Below are 14429 nucleotides of genomic sequence, written 5' to 3' on the forward strand. Positions count from 1 at the left end.
GCCCGGAGCCCTGTGCCCAAGGCGAGCCCGCACCAAGGCACCGACCGGCGTCGGGACGGGCACCTGCTGGCCACCCGGGAATGTCCGGATATCTGACGATGGGGCGTCGCACTGACGAACAGGCGGTCCGCGTGTCAAGATCGACGCATGGACCCCCGCGCAGGCACTCTCGCCCAGGCTCAAGACCTCATCGACGTGGACGCCGTGGTCGGTGCGTACTACGACCTCGTTCCCGACGTCGACGACCCGTCGCAGAAGGTGGTGTTCGGCACGTCCGGCCATCGAGGCTCGAGCCTCGACCACGCCTTCAACGAGGCCCACATCATCGCGACGACCGCCGCGATCGTCGAGTACCGCCGCAACCACGGCACGGACGGGCCGCTCTTCATCGGGCGCGACACCCACGCGCTGTCGCTGCCCGCGTGGCAGACCGCCGTCGAGGTGCTCGCCGCCGCCGGCGTCCAGACGTACATCGACGCCCGCGACTCCTTCACACCCACCCCTGCCGTGTCCCAGGCGATCCTCCTGCACAACGGCTCCGCGACCCTCGAGGGTGTGCGCACCACGGGCCCCGGGCTCGCCGACGGGATCGTCGTCACCCCGTCGCACAACCCGCCGCGCGACGGCGGCTTCAAGTACAACCCGCCGCACGGCGGTCCCGCAGACTCCGACGCGACGAGCTGGATCGCCGACCGTGCCAACGAGATCCTGCGCAGCGGCGTCGGCCAGGTCCGCCGGACACCGCTCGAGCAGGCCGTCGCTGCGGACACCACGCACCGGCACGACTTCATGGTCGCGTACGTCGACGACCTCGCGACGGTGCTCGACATGGACGCCATCCGCTCGGCGGGCGTCCGGATCGGAGCCGACCCGCTCGGTGGCGCGTCCGTCGAGTACTGGGGCGCGATCGGCGAGCGCTACGGGCTCGACCTCACCGTGGTCAACCCGCAGGTCGACCCGCGGTGGGCGTTCATGACGCTCGACTGGGACGCGAAGATCCGCATGGACTGCTCGTCCCCGTACGCGATGGCGTCCCTCGTCGAGACGATGAAGGGCGACGCGCCGTACGACATCGCGACCGGCAACGACGCCGACTCCGACCGTCACGGGATCGTCACCCCCGACGCGGGCCTCATGAACCCGAACCACTACCTCGCCGTCGCGATCAGCTACCTGTACGGCGGTGCGCGTCCTGACTGGTCCCCCGAGGCTGGAATCGGCAAGACGCTCGTGTCGTCTGCGCTCATCGACCGGGTCGCCACCGGCCTGGGGCGTCGTCTCGACGAGGTCCCCGTCGGTTTCAAGTGGTTCGTCCCCGGCCTGCTCGACGGCAGCGTCGGCTTCGGCGGCGAAGAGTCGGCGGGTGCGTCGTTCCTGCGCAAGAGCGGCGGGGTGTGGACCACGGACAAGGATGGTCTGCTGCTCGCGCTCCTCGCCTCCGAGATCCTCGCGACGACCGGGAAGTCGCCGTCGGAGCACCACGCGGCGCTCGTCGACAGCTACGGACAGTCTTGGTACGCGCGCGTCGACGCACCCGCGACCCTCGAGGAGAAGTCCACGCTCGCGAAGCTCGCTCCCGAGCAGGTCACGGCGTCCACGCTCGCGGGCGAGGACATCACGGCCAAGCTCACGACCGCGCCGGGCAACGGTGCGTCGATCGGCGGGCTCAAGGTGACCACGAAGAACGCCTGGTTCGCGGCCCGCCCGTCCGGCACGGAGAACGTCTACAAGATCTATGCGGAGTCGTTCGTCAGCGAGGCGCACCTGGCCGAGGTCCAGGACGCGGCGCGTGCACTCGTCACCGAGGCGCTGTCGTCCTGATCTCGTACATTCGAAGGAGAGACTCTTCTTGTCCGGGTGACATTTATCCCCGTGCATGGGGAGAATTCCACGGGTAGTTCGTACCATGCGTCTGGCGGTCATCACGACTTTCTTCGGGATAGTCTCGAAAACAAGTCACTACCGACAATCTCCGAGACGGATCGAGACCTCCACCATGCGAATCTCCCGCGGGATCGCCACCCTGTCCATCGCCACCCTCGCCCTCGTCGGCGTGAGCTCCTGCTCGAGCGACGAGCCCGAGGAGACGGCCACGACCGCAGAGGAGACCGACGCTCCTGAGGCCGACGAGGCGGAGCCCGAGACCGCGGAACCAGAGGAGGACGCCTCCGACGAGCCTGCCGGATCGGGCTCCACCGCGAGCTGGGCGAAGCCCGTCACGACACCGGGAACGCTCTTGACGACGGTCACGTCGGACCAGTTCACGCTCGACGTCTACCAGGTCGGTGTGACCCAGGCGACGAAGACCGGCCAGTTCGCCGACGCTGACGGGAACCCGATCATCACCGAGGGTTCCGACATCGTGTTCGTGAACTACATCGTGACGAACACGTCGGGCGAGACCATCCCGATCGGCGCGAGCCTCGTCGACGTCTCGGCCCGGTACGCCGACTGGCCGTACATGCAGGGCATGGACTCGATCGTCGACAACGCGCTCTTCGAGGAGCAGGAGGTCAACTCGTCGGGCGCCGCGACCGACTCCTACGTCGACCCGTACGTCCTGCAGTGGGAGCCCGGCACCCAGTTCTCCTACGGGGAGAACTTTCTCTACCAGGCGGGTTCACCCATCACGTTCGACGTGACGATGGTCCCGGTCGACGACGAGGGCGACCTCGTGCACGACGAGAAGGTCGAGGTCACCGCAGACACCGCGATCGAATGATGTAGCTGTCGATCGCCTTCAGGGCAGCAGGTCCTGATATTCGGGGTGCCTCTCGACAAATTCGCGGACGAATGCGCACTCCGGAATAACGACCATCTTTTTTGTTCGGGCGTCGTCGAGCGCGGCACGGGCCAGGGCTGATCCGATGCCCTGGCCCTCGTGCTCCGGCTGGACGACCGTGTGCGTCATGACGATGGTGTCCTTGCCGTGGTGCGCGGTCGTCGCGACCGGGTCGTACGCGAGATAGCCGGCGACGTTCCCGTCGTCGGTGAGGACCTCGAACCGGTGCTCCTGTGCGTCGTGCGTCACTGTGAGCCTGTCGTCGCTGCTGCTGCTCGTAGACATATCCCCATGATGCGCTCGTAGCCCTCGTCGTGCTGCTCGACGACACAGGAGCACCCGTCCACCAAATGAGACACTTGCGGGGTGCTCGACCCCGCCGCCGCCTCAGACGCCCCCACCGCCCAGAAGCCCTCCCGCAACCCGTACGCGGCGATCCTCGCGATCCCCGGCGCCAAGAGATTCTCCGGAGCGGGTGCGCTCGCTCGGCTGCCGATGTCGATGGTCGGGATCAGCATCCTGCTCATGCTCCAGGGGATCCATGGGTCATACACCCTCGGGAGCCGGGTGAGCGCCGTCTACATCGTCGCGCAGGCGATCTTCTCCCCGCAGCTCGCACGGCTGGTCGACCGGCACGGGCAGTCGCGCGTCATGCGGCCGATGGTCGTCGTCACGACCGTCTCGCTCGTCGCGCTCGTCGTGTGCGCCGTCACGCGTGCACCGGAGGTGACGCTCTACGTCTTCGCGGTCCTCGTCGGCGGGACCATCGGCTCGGTCGGGTCCATGGTGCGGGCGCGGTGGTCCTACCTCCTGGACGACAAGCGCAAGCTCCACAGCGCCTACTCCTTCGAGGCGGCGGTCGACGAGCTCTGCTTCGTCATCGGCCCCATGCTCGCGACCATCCTCGCGACGAGCGTCGCGCCCGCGGCCGGTCTCATGGTCCCGATCCTCGCCGTGTCGATCGGTGGCGCGTGGTTCTTGTCGTCGCGGGCGACCGAGCCTCCGCCCTCTCCCCGGGTCGCCGGCGTCCACCAGCGGTCCGTGCTCCTCAACGCCGGCATGATCGCCGTGATCGTCGTGTTCGTCGGGATGGGCACGATCTTCGGCTCCGTCGACGTCGCGACGATCGCGTTCGCTGAAGAAGCCGGCCACGAGCCGCTCGCGGGCGTGCTCCTCGGCATCTTCGCCGCGGGATCTCTGGTGTCTGGTCTCGCGTACGGGGCGAGGCAGTGGCTCTCGCCGCTGTGGTTGCGGTTCGTCATCGGCATGATCCTGCTGGCCGGGAGCGTGAGCCTCTTCCTGTTCGTCACGACCCTGCCGGTGCTCGCCGGCGTCATGTTCCTCGCCGGCTTCGGGATCGCCCCCACGCTCATCAACGGCAACAACCTCGTCCAGATCCTCGTCCCCCCGGCACAGCTCACAGAAGGGCTCACCTGGGTCGGTACGGCCCTCGCCGCGGGCGTCTCCTTGGGAATGACCGTCGGCGGCCAGCGGATCGACGGCGGCGGCGCGCACGCAGGCTTCCAGGTGGTCATGCTCGCCGGAGCCCTCTCGGCCCTCACGACGCTCGTCTTCCTCCCGGTGCTGCGGCGGCGCGGCCAGGAGTCGCGGATCGTCGAGGCCATCGACCCGATCGCCTAGGACCTCAGGAGGTCGAGCGCCTCCGCCTGAACAGGCGTGCACCACGGAACCGACGCACGATGGACGAGCACCTCCGTCGTCTCCGAAAGGACCACCGTGGCCAAGAAGGCTCGCAACCAGACCGTCGCCGACCTCCTCGTCGCGCAGATCATCGAGGCTGGTGCCAAGCGCATCTACGGGATCGTGGGCGACAGCCTCAACCCGGTCGTCGATGCCGTGCGCCGCGCCGCCCACGACGGCGCGGACATCGCCTGGGTGCACGTCCGTCATGAGGAGGCCGCCGCCTTCGCTGCTGCTGCGGAGGCCGAGGTGACCGGCAACCTCGCCGTCTGCGCCGGGTCCTGCGGCCCGGGGAACCTCCACCTCATCAACGGCCTCTACGACGCGAACCGCTCGAAGGTGCCCGTCCTCGCCATCGCGAGCCAGATCCCGACGACGCAGATCGGGACCCAGTTCTTCCAGGAGACGCACCCGGACCGGCTCTTCAACGAGTGCTCGGTCTACTCCGAGCTGATCTCCTCGCACGAGCAGGCGCCCCGCGTCATCAGCTCGGCGATCCACCACGCGTACGGCGCGCCGGGCGTCGCGGTCCTCACGCTCCCGGGCGACGTCGCCGACCACGACGCCCCGCCGGCGCTCGTCGACGTCTCGACGCGCCCGCCTCGCCCGCGCGTCGTCCCGGACCCGGAGTCGCTGCGCCAGCTCGCTGACGCGATCAACAGCGCGAAGAAGGTCACCTTCTTCGCCGGCGTGGGCGTGCGTGGCGCGCACGACGACGTCATCGCCCTGGCTGACAAGATCGCTGCACCCGTCGGCCACTCGCTGCGCGGCAAGGAGTGGATCCAGTACGACAACCCGTTCGACGTCGGCATGTCCGGTCTCCTCGGCTACGGCGCCTGCCACGACGCGATGCACGAGGCCGACCTGCTCGTGCTCCTGGGCACCGACTTCCCGTACGACCAGTTCCTGCCCGAGAAGGTCCGCACCGCGCAGGTCGACACCAACCCGACGCACCTCGGCCGGCGCACGCGTCTCGACGTCGCGGTCGTCGCAGACGTCGGTGAGACCGTCCGGGCGCTCCTGCCGCTCGTCGAGAAGGCTCGCTCGCGGAAGTTCCTCGACTCGATGGTCTCGAAGCACGAGCGCGCGATGAACGGCGTCGTCGGCGCGTACTCCGGGCGCGCGGCCGAGACGATGACGCCGATCCACCCCGAGCTCGTCGCGGACGTCCTCGACCAGGAGGCGTCCGACGACGCCGTCTTCACCGTCGACACCGGGATGTGCAACGTGTGGGCCGCGCGCTACATCCGGCCGAACGGCAAGCGTCGGGTCATCGGGTCCTTCCTCCACGGGTCGATGGCGAACGCGATGCCGCACGCGATCGGTGCGGCCGCCTCGCAGCCGGGCCGCCAGGTGATCGCGATGGCCGGCGACGGCGGGCTCTCGATGCTGCTCGGCGAGCTCGTGACGATCAAGCACTACGACCTGCCCGTGAAGATCGTCCTGTTCGACAACGCGACGCTCGGCATGGTCCGCCTCGAGATGCTCGTGGACGGGCTGCCCTCGTTCGGCACCGACTCCCCGTCGGTCGACTACGCGGCAGTGGCCCGCGCGATCGGCATCCCGGCCGTGCGCGTCGAGGACCCGAAGGACCTGCGCTCCGCGCTGCGCGAGGCGCTCGACCGCCCGGGCCCCGCGCTCGTCGACGTCGTCACCGACCCCCGGGCGCTGTCCATCCCACCGACGATCACCGCCGGCCAGGTGCGCGGCTTCGCCGCCGCGCTGAGCAAAGAGGTGCTCGGAGGCGGGCTCGGCGAGGTCGTCTCCATGGCCCGCTCGAACCTGCGCAACGTGCCGCGGCCGTGACGGAGACCCTCAGGGCTCCGTGCGGTCGACCGCGTACGTGAGGAGCGTCCCCGGCAGGACCCCGACGGGCGCGACCGCGTACCCGGTGCAGGCGCGGAGCTCGGTGCCCTGGGCGCCGAGCTCCGCCGTGACGGCACGCAGCGCGGTCTGCGCGGCGCTGCGGACCCGACGCGCGACCGCTTCGCCCTGCGCGACCGCGTCCGCGTCGTCCGGCCCGGCGAGGGCAGCGAACAGCCCCATCTGTGTGCCGCTCAGGCGACCGAGCGTCGAGCGTGGCACGTACTCGTTGCGCAGCCCGTCCGCGATCGAGACGAGCACGGCGTCGCCCGCATCGAGGCCGAGCTCGGAGTTGACCGCGCTCACGCCGCGCAGCGACACGACGACCACAGCGAGGTAGCCGCTGCTCGCGGTGCCGGCGACCGACTGCGCCCCCAGCGCGTCGAGCCAGGCCGTGCGGCTGCGCAGCCCCGTGAGGTGGTCGTCGTCAGACACCGTCGCGACGTCGCCGGAGAGCGCGTCGACGAGCGCCGACACCGACACGCTCGCCCACACCTGGGCCCGGACGACGAGGTCGTCGTACCGGCGCGGTCGCGGGCGGGCCATCGCGATCCGCAACGCGTCCGCCACCGTGCACCACGGGTCGACGACGGTCGGGCTCCAGTCCGTCAGCTCGCTCACGTGCTTGCGGTAGAGCAGCGCACGCCCGTACCCCAGCTCCCCCGACATCGCCGCCGCGCACCGCTCACGCGTGATGAGCCCGACGTTCATCGAGTCCCCGGAGTACTGCACGGCGACGCTCTCCACCCGCTCCGGACGGAACAGCTCCTCGAGGCTCCTGCAGCTCATCGTCGACTCGACCACCTCGAGAGGACGGGAGACGTCAGAGACGGTCGGCACCCGTGCAGGGTGTCCTGCAGAGACGTCCGCCGGGGAGATGGTGGGCGCCTGGGTGCTCGCAGAGTTCATGGACGTATCTTCCTGCCGCCCACCGCGCCGGTTCACTGGACGTTCACCGGGTTCATGCGATGTTCATGACGCACGGCGCCACATCACCCGCTGCCGTCGCAGGGTCCCCGCCCACGAGCCTCGACCCGCTAGAGTGCGGGCAGAGAACCGGTCTACGACGAGGCGGAACACCATGCTCACCTTCCTCATCATCGGCGGTGTCGGTCTCCTGCTCGTCACAGGGTCCCTCCTGGTCGGCGAGGTGTTCGAGCTCGGCGACGGTGCCCTGTCCGGAACATCGCTCGGCGTCGGCGCCATCGTCTTCGGCGCAGTCGGTGCCATCGTCATCAGCAACGACCTGCCCCTGTGGGTCGCCTACGTCGGATCGCTCGTCGTCGCGGCCCTCGTCATGGTCGTCGTCCAGGTCTTCATCAAGCGCCTGCGCGACACCGAAGACGGACAGCCCGTCTCGCTCGTGGGCGTCCAGGGAGTCGCCACGTCCGACATCGACGGCGGGCGCGGCGAGGTCTCCCTCGACGCCGCCTCAGAGGTGGAACGCCGACTCGCCTGGGCACAGTCGCCCATCCCGGAAGGCACCCGCGTCGTCGTCGTCGAGCAGTCCGGCAGCCGCGTGCACGTCGAACGAGCGACCCCCGCAGCTCCAGCGCACGTCAAACCGACGAAGCCGTAGCGCCGACCACCACCGAAAGGAGCCCCTCCGGGGGCAGGACCTCATGCCAGAGAACACCATCACCATCATCGCCGTGCTCGCACTGGCGATCGCCTTCTTCTCGGTCATCGCCTTCATCGCCAAGCGGATCCGCCGCGTCCCACCGAACGAGGCCCTCATCATCGTGGGCCGTGGCGCAGGCAAGGCCGCCTCCGCCCAGGGCGGCCAGCGCGTCGTCGTCGGGGGCAGGGTCTTCGTCTGGCCCATCCTCCAGCAGGGCTTCTCCATCTCGCTCGAGCAGCGCCAGATCGGCATCACCGTCGAGGGCGTCGACAAGAACCGCATCAAGATCGCCATCAAGGCGTCCATCAACTTCAAGGTCCGTGGCGACGAAGAAGGCGTGCGCCGGGCAGGCCAGCGATTCCTCTCCCAGCAGGGCACGCTCACCGAGATCATCAAGGAGTCCCTCGAGGGCTCGCTCCGCTCGATCGTCGGCGACATGACCATCGAGCAGATCATCTCGGACCGCAAGGGGCTCTCCGACCGGGTGGTCGACTCGACCAAGACCGACCTGTCCGAGCAGGGCCTCCAGGTCGACCTGCTCAACATCTCCGACATCTCTACACCCGGCTCCGACTACCTCGGCAACCTCGGCCGCGCCGAGAACGCACGGGCACGACAGGTCGCTGAGGTCTCCGAGGCCGAAGCCCAGCGAGCGTCCGACTTCGCGTCGATCGAAGCCCAGGAGCAGGTCGCCGAGCGCCGCAAGGCCTTCGAGCTCAAGCAGGCCACCATCAAGGCACAGACCGACCGCGCCAACGCCGAGGCCAACGCCGCCGGACAGCTCGCCCGCGCGGAGCAGGACCGCCTCGTCGCCACCCAGCAGCGCGACGCCCTCGCCGAGCAGGCGAAGGTCACCGAGGAAGAGCTCGACATCTCCATCCGCAAGCCCGCCGAGGCCGACGCCTACGCAGCGGTCCAGCGAGCCAACGCCGAGCGCGACGCCGCGAACGCCGCGACCGAGGCCGACGCCTACAAGCGCACCACGATCGCGCAGGCCAACAAGACCGCCGCGATCCAGGACGCCGAGGCCAACGCCGAAGCCGTTCGTCGGACCGGCGAGGCCGAGCGCGACCGCCAGGTGGCGCTCGCTGTCGGAATCCGTGCGGAGGGCGAGGCACGAGCAGCCGCGACCGAGGCCGAGGGTCGCGCCGAGGCCGCAGCGCTCGACGCGAAGGCCGAGGCACTGAAGAAGTACGGCGAGGCCGCCCTCGTCCAGGAGCTCATCGAGCGTCTCCCCGAGATCGTCCGCGCGGCGGCCGAGCCGATCGGCAACATCCAGGGCATGACCGTCATCTCGACCGACGGCGCCTCCGCGATCACGAAGAACGTCGCTTCTGTCCTCGGCGAGGGCCAGGGAGTCATCAAGCAGCTCACCGGCATCGACCTCAACGAGCTCATCGCCAACCTCGCCGGCGGCGGGACCACCGCCGGCTCTGCGGCCCGGAACAGCGCCACTGCAGGCCCGTCCGACTGAACCGACCGGACAAATGTCACCCTCTGACAGGGGTGACAAACTCGCTGCCGCCCGCTATAGAAGTGCCGCGGTTACGTCGTTAGGGTGAAAGACATGCTCACATCCGACCAGGTAGCGAATGTCCACCGGTTCGCCGCGTCGTCGCGCGGCGGCTTCTCGACGACCGACGTCGACGCCCTCGTGGCTCACGTCGTCAGAACCCTCGCGAGCTACGAAGGGACCGGGACGCCAGGGCCCGACGGCCTCACCGCCGCAGCCCTGAGCAGCGCCACCCTGCCGTCGGTCTCCTCCGAGCCCGGCTACCCGCTCCTCGAGGTGCAGGACCTCCTCGACGAGGTGCACGAGACCCTGGCGACCTACGAGCAGCGAGGTGCCTTCCCCGCGACCTCGTGGATCCCCGCTGCCGACACGGACGCGCCCGCAGGGAGCGGCGTGCTCGCCAGCGTCTCGGTGCTCGCCGACCACCAGGCGCACAGCGCCCCGCTCCCGACGAACATGACTCCCGCGGTCAGGGCGCTCGCGTCCGTCGGCGGCGGCTCCCGAGGCCCGCTCCCTGCACCCGCGGGAGGCTCCTCGGACCTCACCCTCCCAGCGACGCCCTCGTGGGCGGACGAGCGCACGCCTGCGCGCGACTACGGGATGGATGCCGACAGCCTCCTCGTCGAGCTGCAGTCCGTCATCGCCCAGTCACGGGCGCGCGGCTCGCTCGAGGTCACTGTCCAGGTCCCCGGGCAGCACCTGCGCGTCATGCGTGTGGTCGAGTCCTCCCCCGGAAAGATCACGATCGTCGCGCAGTAGACCCGACCAGACCTGACGCAATCCACCGATACAGGCTAAGTTCTCCTTCATGCTGACCGCCGATGACGTCCTGACGCACGATTTTCCGTCCACGAAGTTCCGACAGGGGTACGACGTCGTCGCCGTCGACGACTTCCTCGATCGCGTGATCGGAGCCCTGCGGTACTACGAGACCGGCGGGGTGCAAGGCAGCCGCATGGGATCCGACGAGGTCCGTGCGATGAAGTTCCCGGTCACCAAGTTCCGTGAGGGCTACGACCTCGACGGAGTCGACATCTTCCTCGAAGAGGTCGAGCAGAGCCTCCTCGGTTTCGAGAAGGCTGAGAAAGCCGGGCAGCAGCCACCCCTCAGGCAGTATCGCCACGAACCCGAACCCGAGCCGGCGCCCGTTCAGCCGGCGTATGCCGAGCCGCAGTACACCGCCGAGCCGCAATACACCGAGCCAGCGTATGCAGAGCCGCAGTACGCCGAGCCCCAGTACGCACATGCCACGCGGCAGCACGACACCGACCTCCTGCCGCCGATCAGCCCGCACTCGCGCGACGCCTACCCCGCCCAGGCCGGGCTCGACCTCACGAACCTCGTGAACGCGCTCCAGCGGTCGTACCTGCTCTCCGCCGTGCCGAGCGACTCCCTGCCCATCGTGCTCACCCCGGACGGACGCGAGTACGTGGTGCGAGCGGTGACCCACGAGTCCGGCCAGGTCGTCCTCGAGCTCGGCTGAGACGGCAGCGGCGCCGGCGATCGGTTCAGCTCGCGCCGAACGCGAGACCGAGGAGGTACGTCACTCCGGCCGCGCCGTAGCCGATCGTGAGCTGCCGTACCGCTCGCGCGAGCGGAGAGGCCCCAGACAGCACCCCGACCGCAGCACCGGTGGCGCACAGGGCGAGACCGACGAGGCCTGCGCCGAGGAGCATCGCGGTATAGCCCTCGAGGCCCAGCAGGTAGGGCAGGACGGGGACGAGCGCGCCAGACGCGAAGAAGCAGAAGCTCGATGCAGCGGCACTCCATGCGGAGCCGACCGCCTCGTGCTCGCCGTGGGAGCCACGCGGCGCGATCTCCGTCGCCAGCGTGCACGAGGCGAGCACCTCGGCCGCGCGCCTCTCTGCCTCGGCGATGCTCAGCCCCCTCGCTCGGTACACGAGCGCCAGCTCGTTCGCGTCCACGTCAAGGTCGGGGAGAGCGGCAGACGCCTCGGGGCTCGGGTTCCCGGCGTCGAGCAGCTCGCGCTGAGAGCGCACCGACACGAACTCTCCCGCGCCCATCGAGAGCGCGCCGGCGAGCAGCCCTGCGAGCCCCGAGAGGAGCACCGTCTCGTTCGACGCTCCGGACGCACCGATGCCGAGGATGAGGGCGAGGTTCGACACGAGCCCGTCGTTCGCCCCGAAGACGGCGGCACGGAACGTCCCGGACATCCGGGTCCGCCCCCGCGTCGCGAGCCCGCGCACGACCTCCCCGTGGATGCGCTCGTCCGCGGCCATCGCGGGCGTCGCGTCCACGTCGATCCCGTACGTCGACCGGTCCTCGGCTCGTTGGGCGAGCGCGAGGACGAAGACGCCGCCGAGCCGCCGTGCGAGCTGTGCGAGGACACGCGTCCGCCAGTGACCCCGCAAGGGCTTGCCCACCTGGTCACCGAGCAGCTCGGTCCAGTGCGCCTCGTGGCGGCGTTCGGCCTCGGCGAGAGCCAGGAGGATCTGCTGCTCCTCGCCCGTCCGCCGTCCGGCGAGCTCTCGGTACACGCGCGCCTCGGCGCGCTCGTCAGCCAGGTTGCGACGCCAGCGCTTCAGGGTGCGCGGGGAGACGGCGGTCGGCCCGCGGGGCTTGTCCCTGTCGGCCTCTGGTGCGGTATTCACAGGCGCAAGTCTGGCAAGGTTGTGCGCCGCCGGTGTTCGGGTACCCGTCCGTCAGCGCAGGGGTGACCGAACATCGCGACCTACCCGGCGATGGCTCTGCTCAGTAGCTGAACGCCGACTGCTGCGTCGGCCGTGCCTGGAACGCGTGATGCGTAGCCAGCGGTGCCCTGCCGGGGGTGGCAGGAGGGAACGCGCCCCAGAAGCTGTCGAAGATCGCCGCCGTGAGTCCAGGGTTGTCCTCGGACGGGAGGTGACCTGCGTCCTCGATGACCTCGTACCGGGCGCCGAGCGCGCGCGCCATGATCTCTTGCCACTGCTGCGGCCACGCGTCGTCGTCGGCTCCGTGAGCGACGAGCGTGCGGACGCCCGTGTTGAGCAGCTGCTCTGTGGTGTCCGGTGCGGTCACGAGGATGTCGATGATGCCGAGCAGGTTGTCTGGCGAGGTCTGGCTCGCTCGGTACCGGTGGAACGACTCACGGGAGGTGAGCGGTGGGGCGCCGATCTCGACGAGGTCAGGGTTGGACGCCTCCCAGAGACCGAGGCTCCCGCTCTCCCGGACGACGAACGACATCTCGCGGATCTCCTCGCTCCAGCACTTCGGCCCCGAGCACAGGAACGTGAGGTCAGCAAAGAGCTTCGGCGAACGCAGCGCCGCCGCACGGGCGACGAGGCCTCCGAAGCTGTGCCCGACGATGTGGACGGGCGAGCCGTCACCGATCACGTCGGCGACCTCGAGCAGGTCGGTGGCGAACTCGCCGAGCCGGTAGTTCAGGGGGTTCCGCGGAGAGGCCGAGTCCGCCTGTCCACGCTGGCTGTAGGCCCACGTGTCCCACCCGCGGGCAGCGAGCAGCGGCAGGAGCGGGAGGAAGTCCTCCTTCGAACCGGTGAAACCCGGGACGAGCAGCACGGTGCCACGGGACCGCGCCGGGTTCGGGCCGCGCGTCACGGCGGGCGCATACAGTGCGGTGAGCTCGCCCACCATCGTGCGGATCGAGACCGGCTCGACACCGAGCGGGACGGGGAGTCCTCCGAACGGCTCTCCTGGCTGGACGAGCACCCCTCCGGGCCGTACATTTTCATCGATACCCATAGCCGCTCACTGTAGGCCTTGTACAGGGTGAAGTTCACCCCCTGCGGGTGAATTCTTTTCATCGAATATTCACAGCCGCGGTTATCCGACCTCTGGCGCACCCGCCGGGTATCGTCGAGAGCCTCATGCCTTCCCTCTCGTTGCCCCGTCATCCTGCCCTCCGCGCGTCTGTCGTCGTGCTCCTGCTCCTGCTCGTGCTGGTCGTGACGACGTCGACCGTGCGGGCGTCGACCGTCGACGCCCAGCAGGCTCACGAGGCCGCTGCGGAGGCCGCGGCAGACGCTGAGGCCCGCGCAGCCGCGTCGGCGAAGGTCGCAGCGACCCTCGAGCAGGCCAGGCTCGACGAGGCCGAACGCGTCGCGCTCCTCGAGGTGGAGCAGGCGCGCGAGGCGCTGGTCAAAGCGATCGCCGCTGCGCACGTCGTGCTCGACGAGTCCGTCGACCGGGTGGCCGACGACCTCGTGCGCGCCGCGCTCGCGGCCGCCATCGACGCGGCGAACGTCGCGCTCGAGGCGCCGCTCTTCGAGCTGGAGGAGGCGAGCAGCACGCTGGCAGACGCTCAGCTCGCCGTCACCGACGCGCAGACCGCGTGGGAGGACGAGCAGGTGCGCCTCGAGGCGGAGGCCGCCGCCGAGCAGGCAGCCCTGGAGGCCGCGCAGGCTACGGCCGAGGAGGCCGCCGGCGACACCGCTGCGGCCCCCGACGCTGCAGCACCGGCGGATCCAGCGCCCGCCTCCGCGCAGTGCGTCAACGACTCGACGTACTCGGGGACCCCCTTCTACACGACGGCCCCGAGCGTGGACGGCGACGGCTCGAACGGGAACATCCCTGCCTCGCAGATGACCCAGCTCTCGTGGGGGCACGACACCGCGGGGACGCCGCAGTACCTGCGCACGCAGGCTGCGCAGGCGCTCGATCAGCTCAATCAGGCGTACCGCGCCCAGTTCGGCAGCAACCTCGATCTCGACCTCACGTACCGCTCCTACGCGAGCCAGGTGGCGATGCGCAACGAGCTCGGCACCATCGCAGCGGTCCCGGGAACGTCGACGCACGGGACCGGCAACGCCCTCGACGTCCCGGAGTGGTCGTGCTACGCGTTCGGCTCTGTCCGGCGCGACTGGCTCGTGACGAACGGCCCGTCGTACGGCTGGGTGTCACCGTCCTGGGCCCGCGAGGGATCGTCGAACCCTGAGTACTGGCACTATGAGTACACGGGCTGACGATCTCGCCTGATCTGTCAGCACCCG

13 protein-coding genes are annotated in these 14429 nt (G+C 69.7%); 9 read left to right on the forward strand and 4 right to left on the reverse strand.

Features of this window, described 5'->3' with window-relative positions; translation table 11 throughout:
* The first annotated feature begins 147 nt into the window (after positions 1-147).
* Together pgm and ATL42_RS12250 are read left to right on the forward strand one after the other, a co-directional pair.
* Positions 148-1821, forward strand: a complete 1674-nt coding sequence (gene pgm / locus ATL42_RS12245; RefSeq protein ID WP_098455589.1) for a phosphoglucomutase (alpha-D-glucose-1,6-bisphosphate-dependent) — start codon at positions 148-150, stop codon at positions 1819-1821.
* Between the two features lie 175 nt (positions 1822-1996).
* Positions 1997-2722, forward strand: a complete 726-nt coding sequence (locus tag ATL42_RS12250; RefSeq protein ID WP_098455590.1) for a hypothetical protein — start codon at positions 1997-1999, stop codon at positions 2720-2722.
* An 18-nt stretch (positions 2723-2740) separates the two neighbouring features.
* On the opposite strand, the gene ATL42_RS12255 is transcribed toward ATL42_RS12250, so the two are convergent.
* Entirely contained in the window at positions 2741-3067 is a 327-nt protein-coding gene (locus ATL42_RS12255) for a GNAT family N-acetyltransferase (RefSeq protein WP_098455591.1), read from the reverse strand.
* An 81-nt stretch (positions 3068-3148) separates the two neighbouring features.
* Between ATL42_RS12255 and ATL42_RS12260 the strand changes: the two genes are divergently transcribed.
* Positions 3149-4423, forward strand: a complete 1275-nt coding sequence (locus ATL42_RS12260) for an MFS transporter (protein ID WP_245862510.1) — start codon at positions 3149-3151, stop codon at positions 4421-4423.
* 96 nt (positions 4424-4519) lie between these two features.
* Positions 4520-6289, forward strand: coding sequence for a pyruvate dehydrogenase (locus ATL42_RS12265; protein ID WP_098456545.1), 1770 nt, complete (start codon positions 4520-4522; stop codon positions 6287-6289).
* Between the two features lie 9 nt (positions 6290-6298).
* On the opposite strand, the gene ATL42_RS12270 is transcribed toward ATL42_RS12265, so the two are convergent.
* Positions 6299-7255: a diguanylate cyclase domain-containing protein gene (locus ATL42_RS12270; RefSeq protein ID WP_098455592.1), complete on the reverse strand. Its 957-nt coding sequence runs from the start codon at positions 7253-7255 to the stop codon at positions 6299-6301.
* A gap of 172 nt (positions 7256-7427) precedes the next feature.
* Between ATL42_RS12270 and ATL42_RS12275 the strand changes: the two genes are divergently transcribed.
* From ATL42_RS12275 to ATL42_RS16570, 4 genes are all read left to right on the forward strand, one after another.
* A complete protein-coding gene (locus tag ATL42_RS12275) occupies positions 7428-7925 on the forward strand; it encodes an NfeD family protein (protein ID WP_098455593.1) in 498 nt (165 codons plus the stop codon).
* Positions 7926-7968: 43 nt separating this feature from the next.
* Complete coding sequence (locus ATL42_RS12280) at positions 7969-9441, forward strand: SPFH domain-containing protein (protein WP_098455594.1); 1473 nt, start codon at positions 7969-7971, stop codon at positions 9439-9441.
* A gap of 93 nt (positions 9442-9534) precedes the next feature.
* Positions 9535-10239, forward strand: coding sequence for a hypothetical protein (locus ATL42_RS12285; RefSeq protein ID WP_098455595.1), 705 nt, complete (start codon positions 9535-9537; stop codon positions 10237-10239).
* A gap of 49 nt (positions 10240-10288) precedes the next feature.
* On the forward strand, positions 10289-10963 hold the full coding sequence (locus tag ATL42_RS16570) for a DivIVA domain-containing protein (RefSeq protein WP_211281815.1): 675 nt from the start codon (positions 10289-10291) through the stop codon (positions 10961-10963).
* Between the two features lie 25 nt (positions 10964-10988).
* Here ATL42_RS16570 and ATL42_RS12295 read toward each other — a convergent pair whose 3' ends face one another.
* Positions 10989-12026, reverse strand: a complete 1038-nt coding sequence (locus ATL42_RS12295; RefSeq protein ID WP_245862772.1) for a VIT1/CCC1 transporter family protein — start codon at positions 12024-12026, stop codon at positions 10989-10991.
* A gap of 166 nt (positions 12027-12192) precedes the next feature.
* Entirely contained in the window at positions 12193-13182 is a 990-nt protein-coding gene (locus tag ATL42_RS12300) for an alpha/beta fold hydrolase (RefSeq protein WP_098455597.1), read from the reverse strand.
* A 125-nt stretch (positions 13183-13307) separates the two neighbouring features.
* Here ATL42_RS12300 and ATL42_RS12305 point away from each other — a divergent pair, with 125 nt between their 5' ends.
* A complete protein-coding gene (locus ATL42_RS12305; RefSeq protein ID WP_098455598.1) occupies positions 13308-14402 on the forward strand; it encodes a M15 family metallopeptidase in 1095 nt (364 codons plus the stop codon).
* The last annotated feature ends 27 nt before the right edge of the window (positions 14403-14429 follow it).

Source organism: Sanguibacter antarcticus, from assembly GCF_002564005.1.
GTDB lineage: Bacteria > Actinomycetota > Actinomycetes > Actinomycetales > Cellulomonadaceae > Sanguibacter > Sanguibacter antarcticus.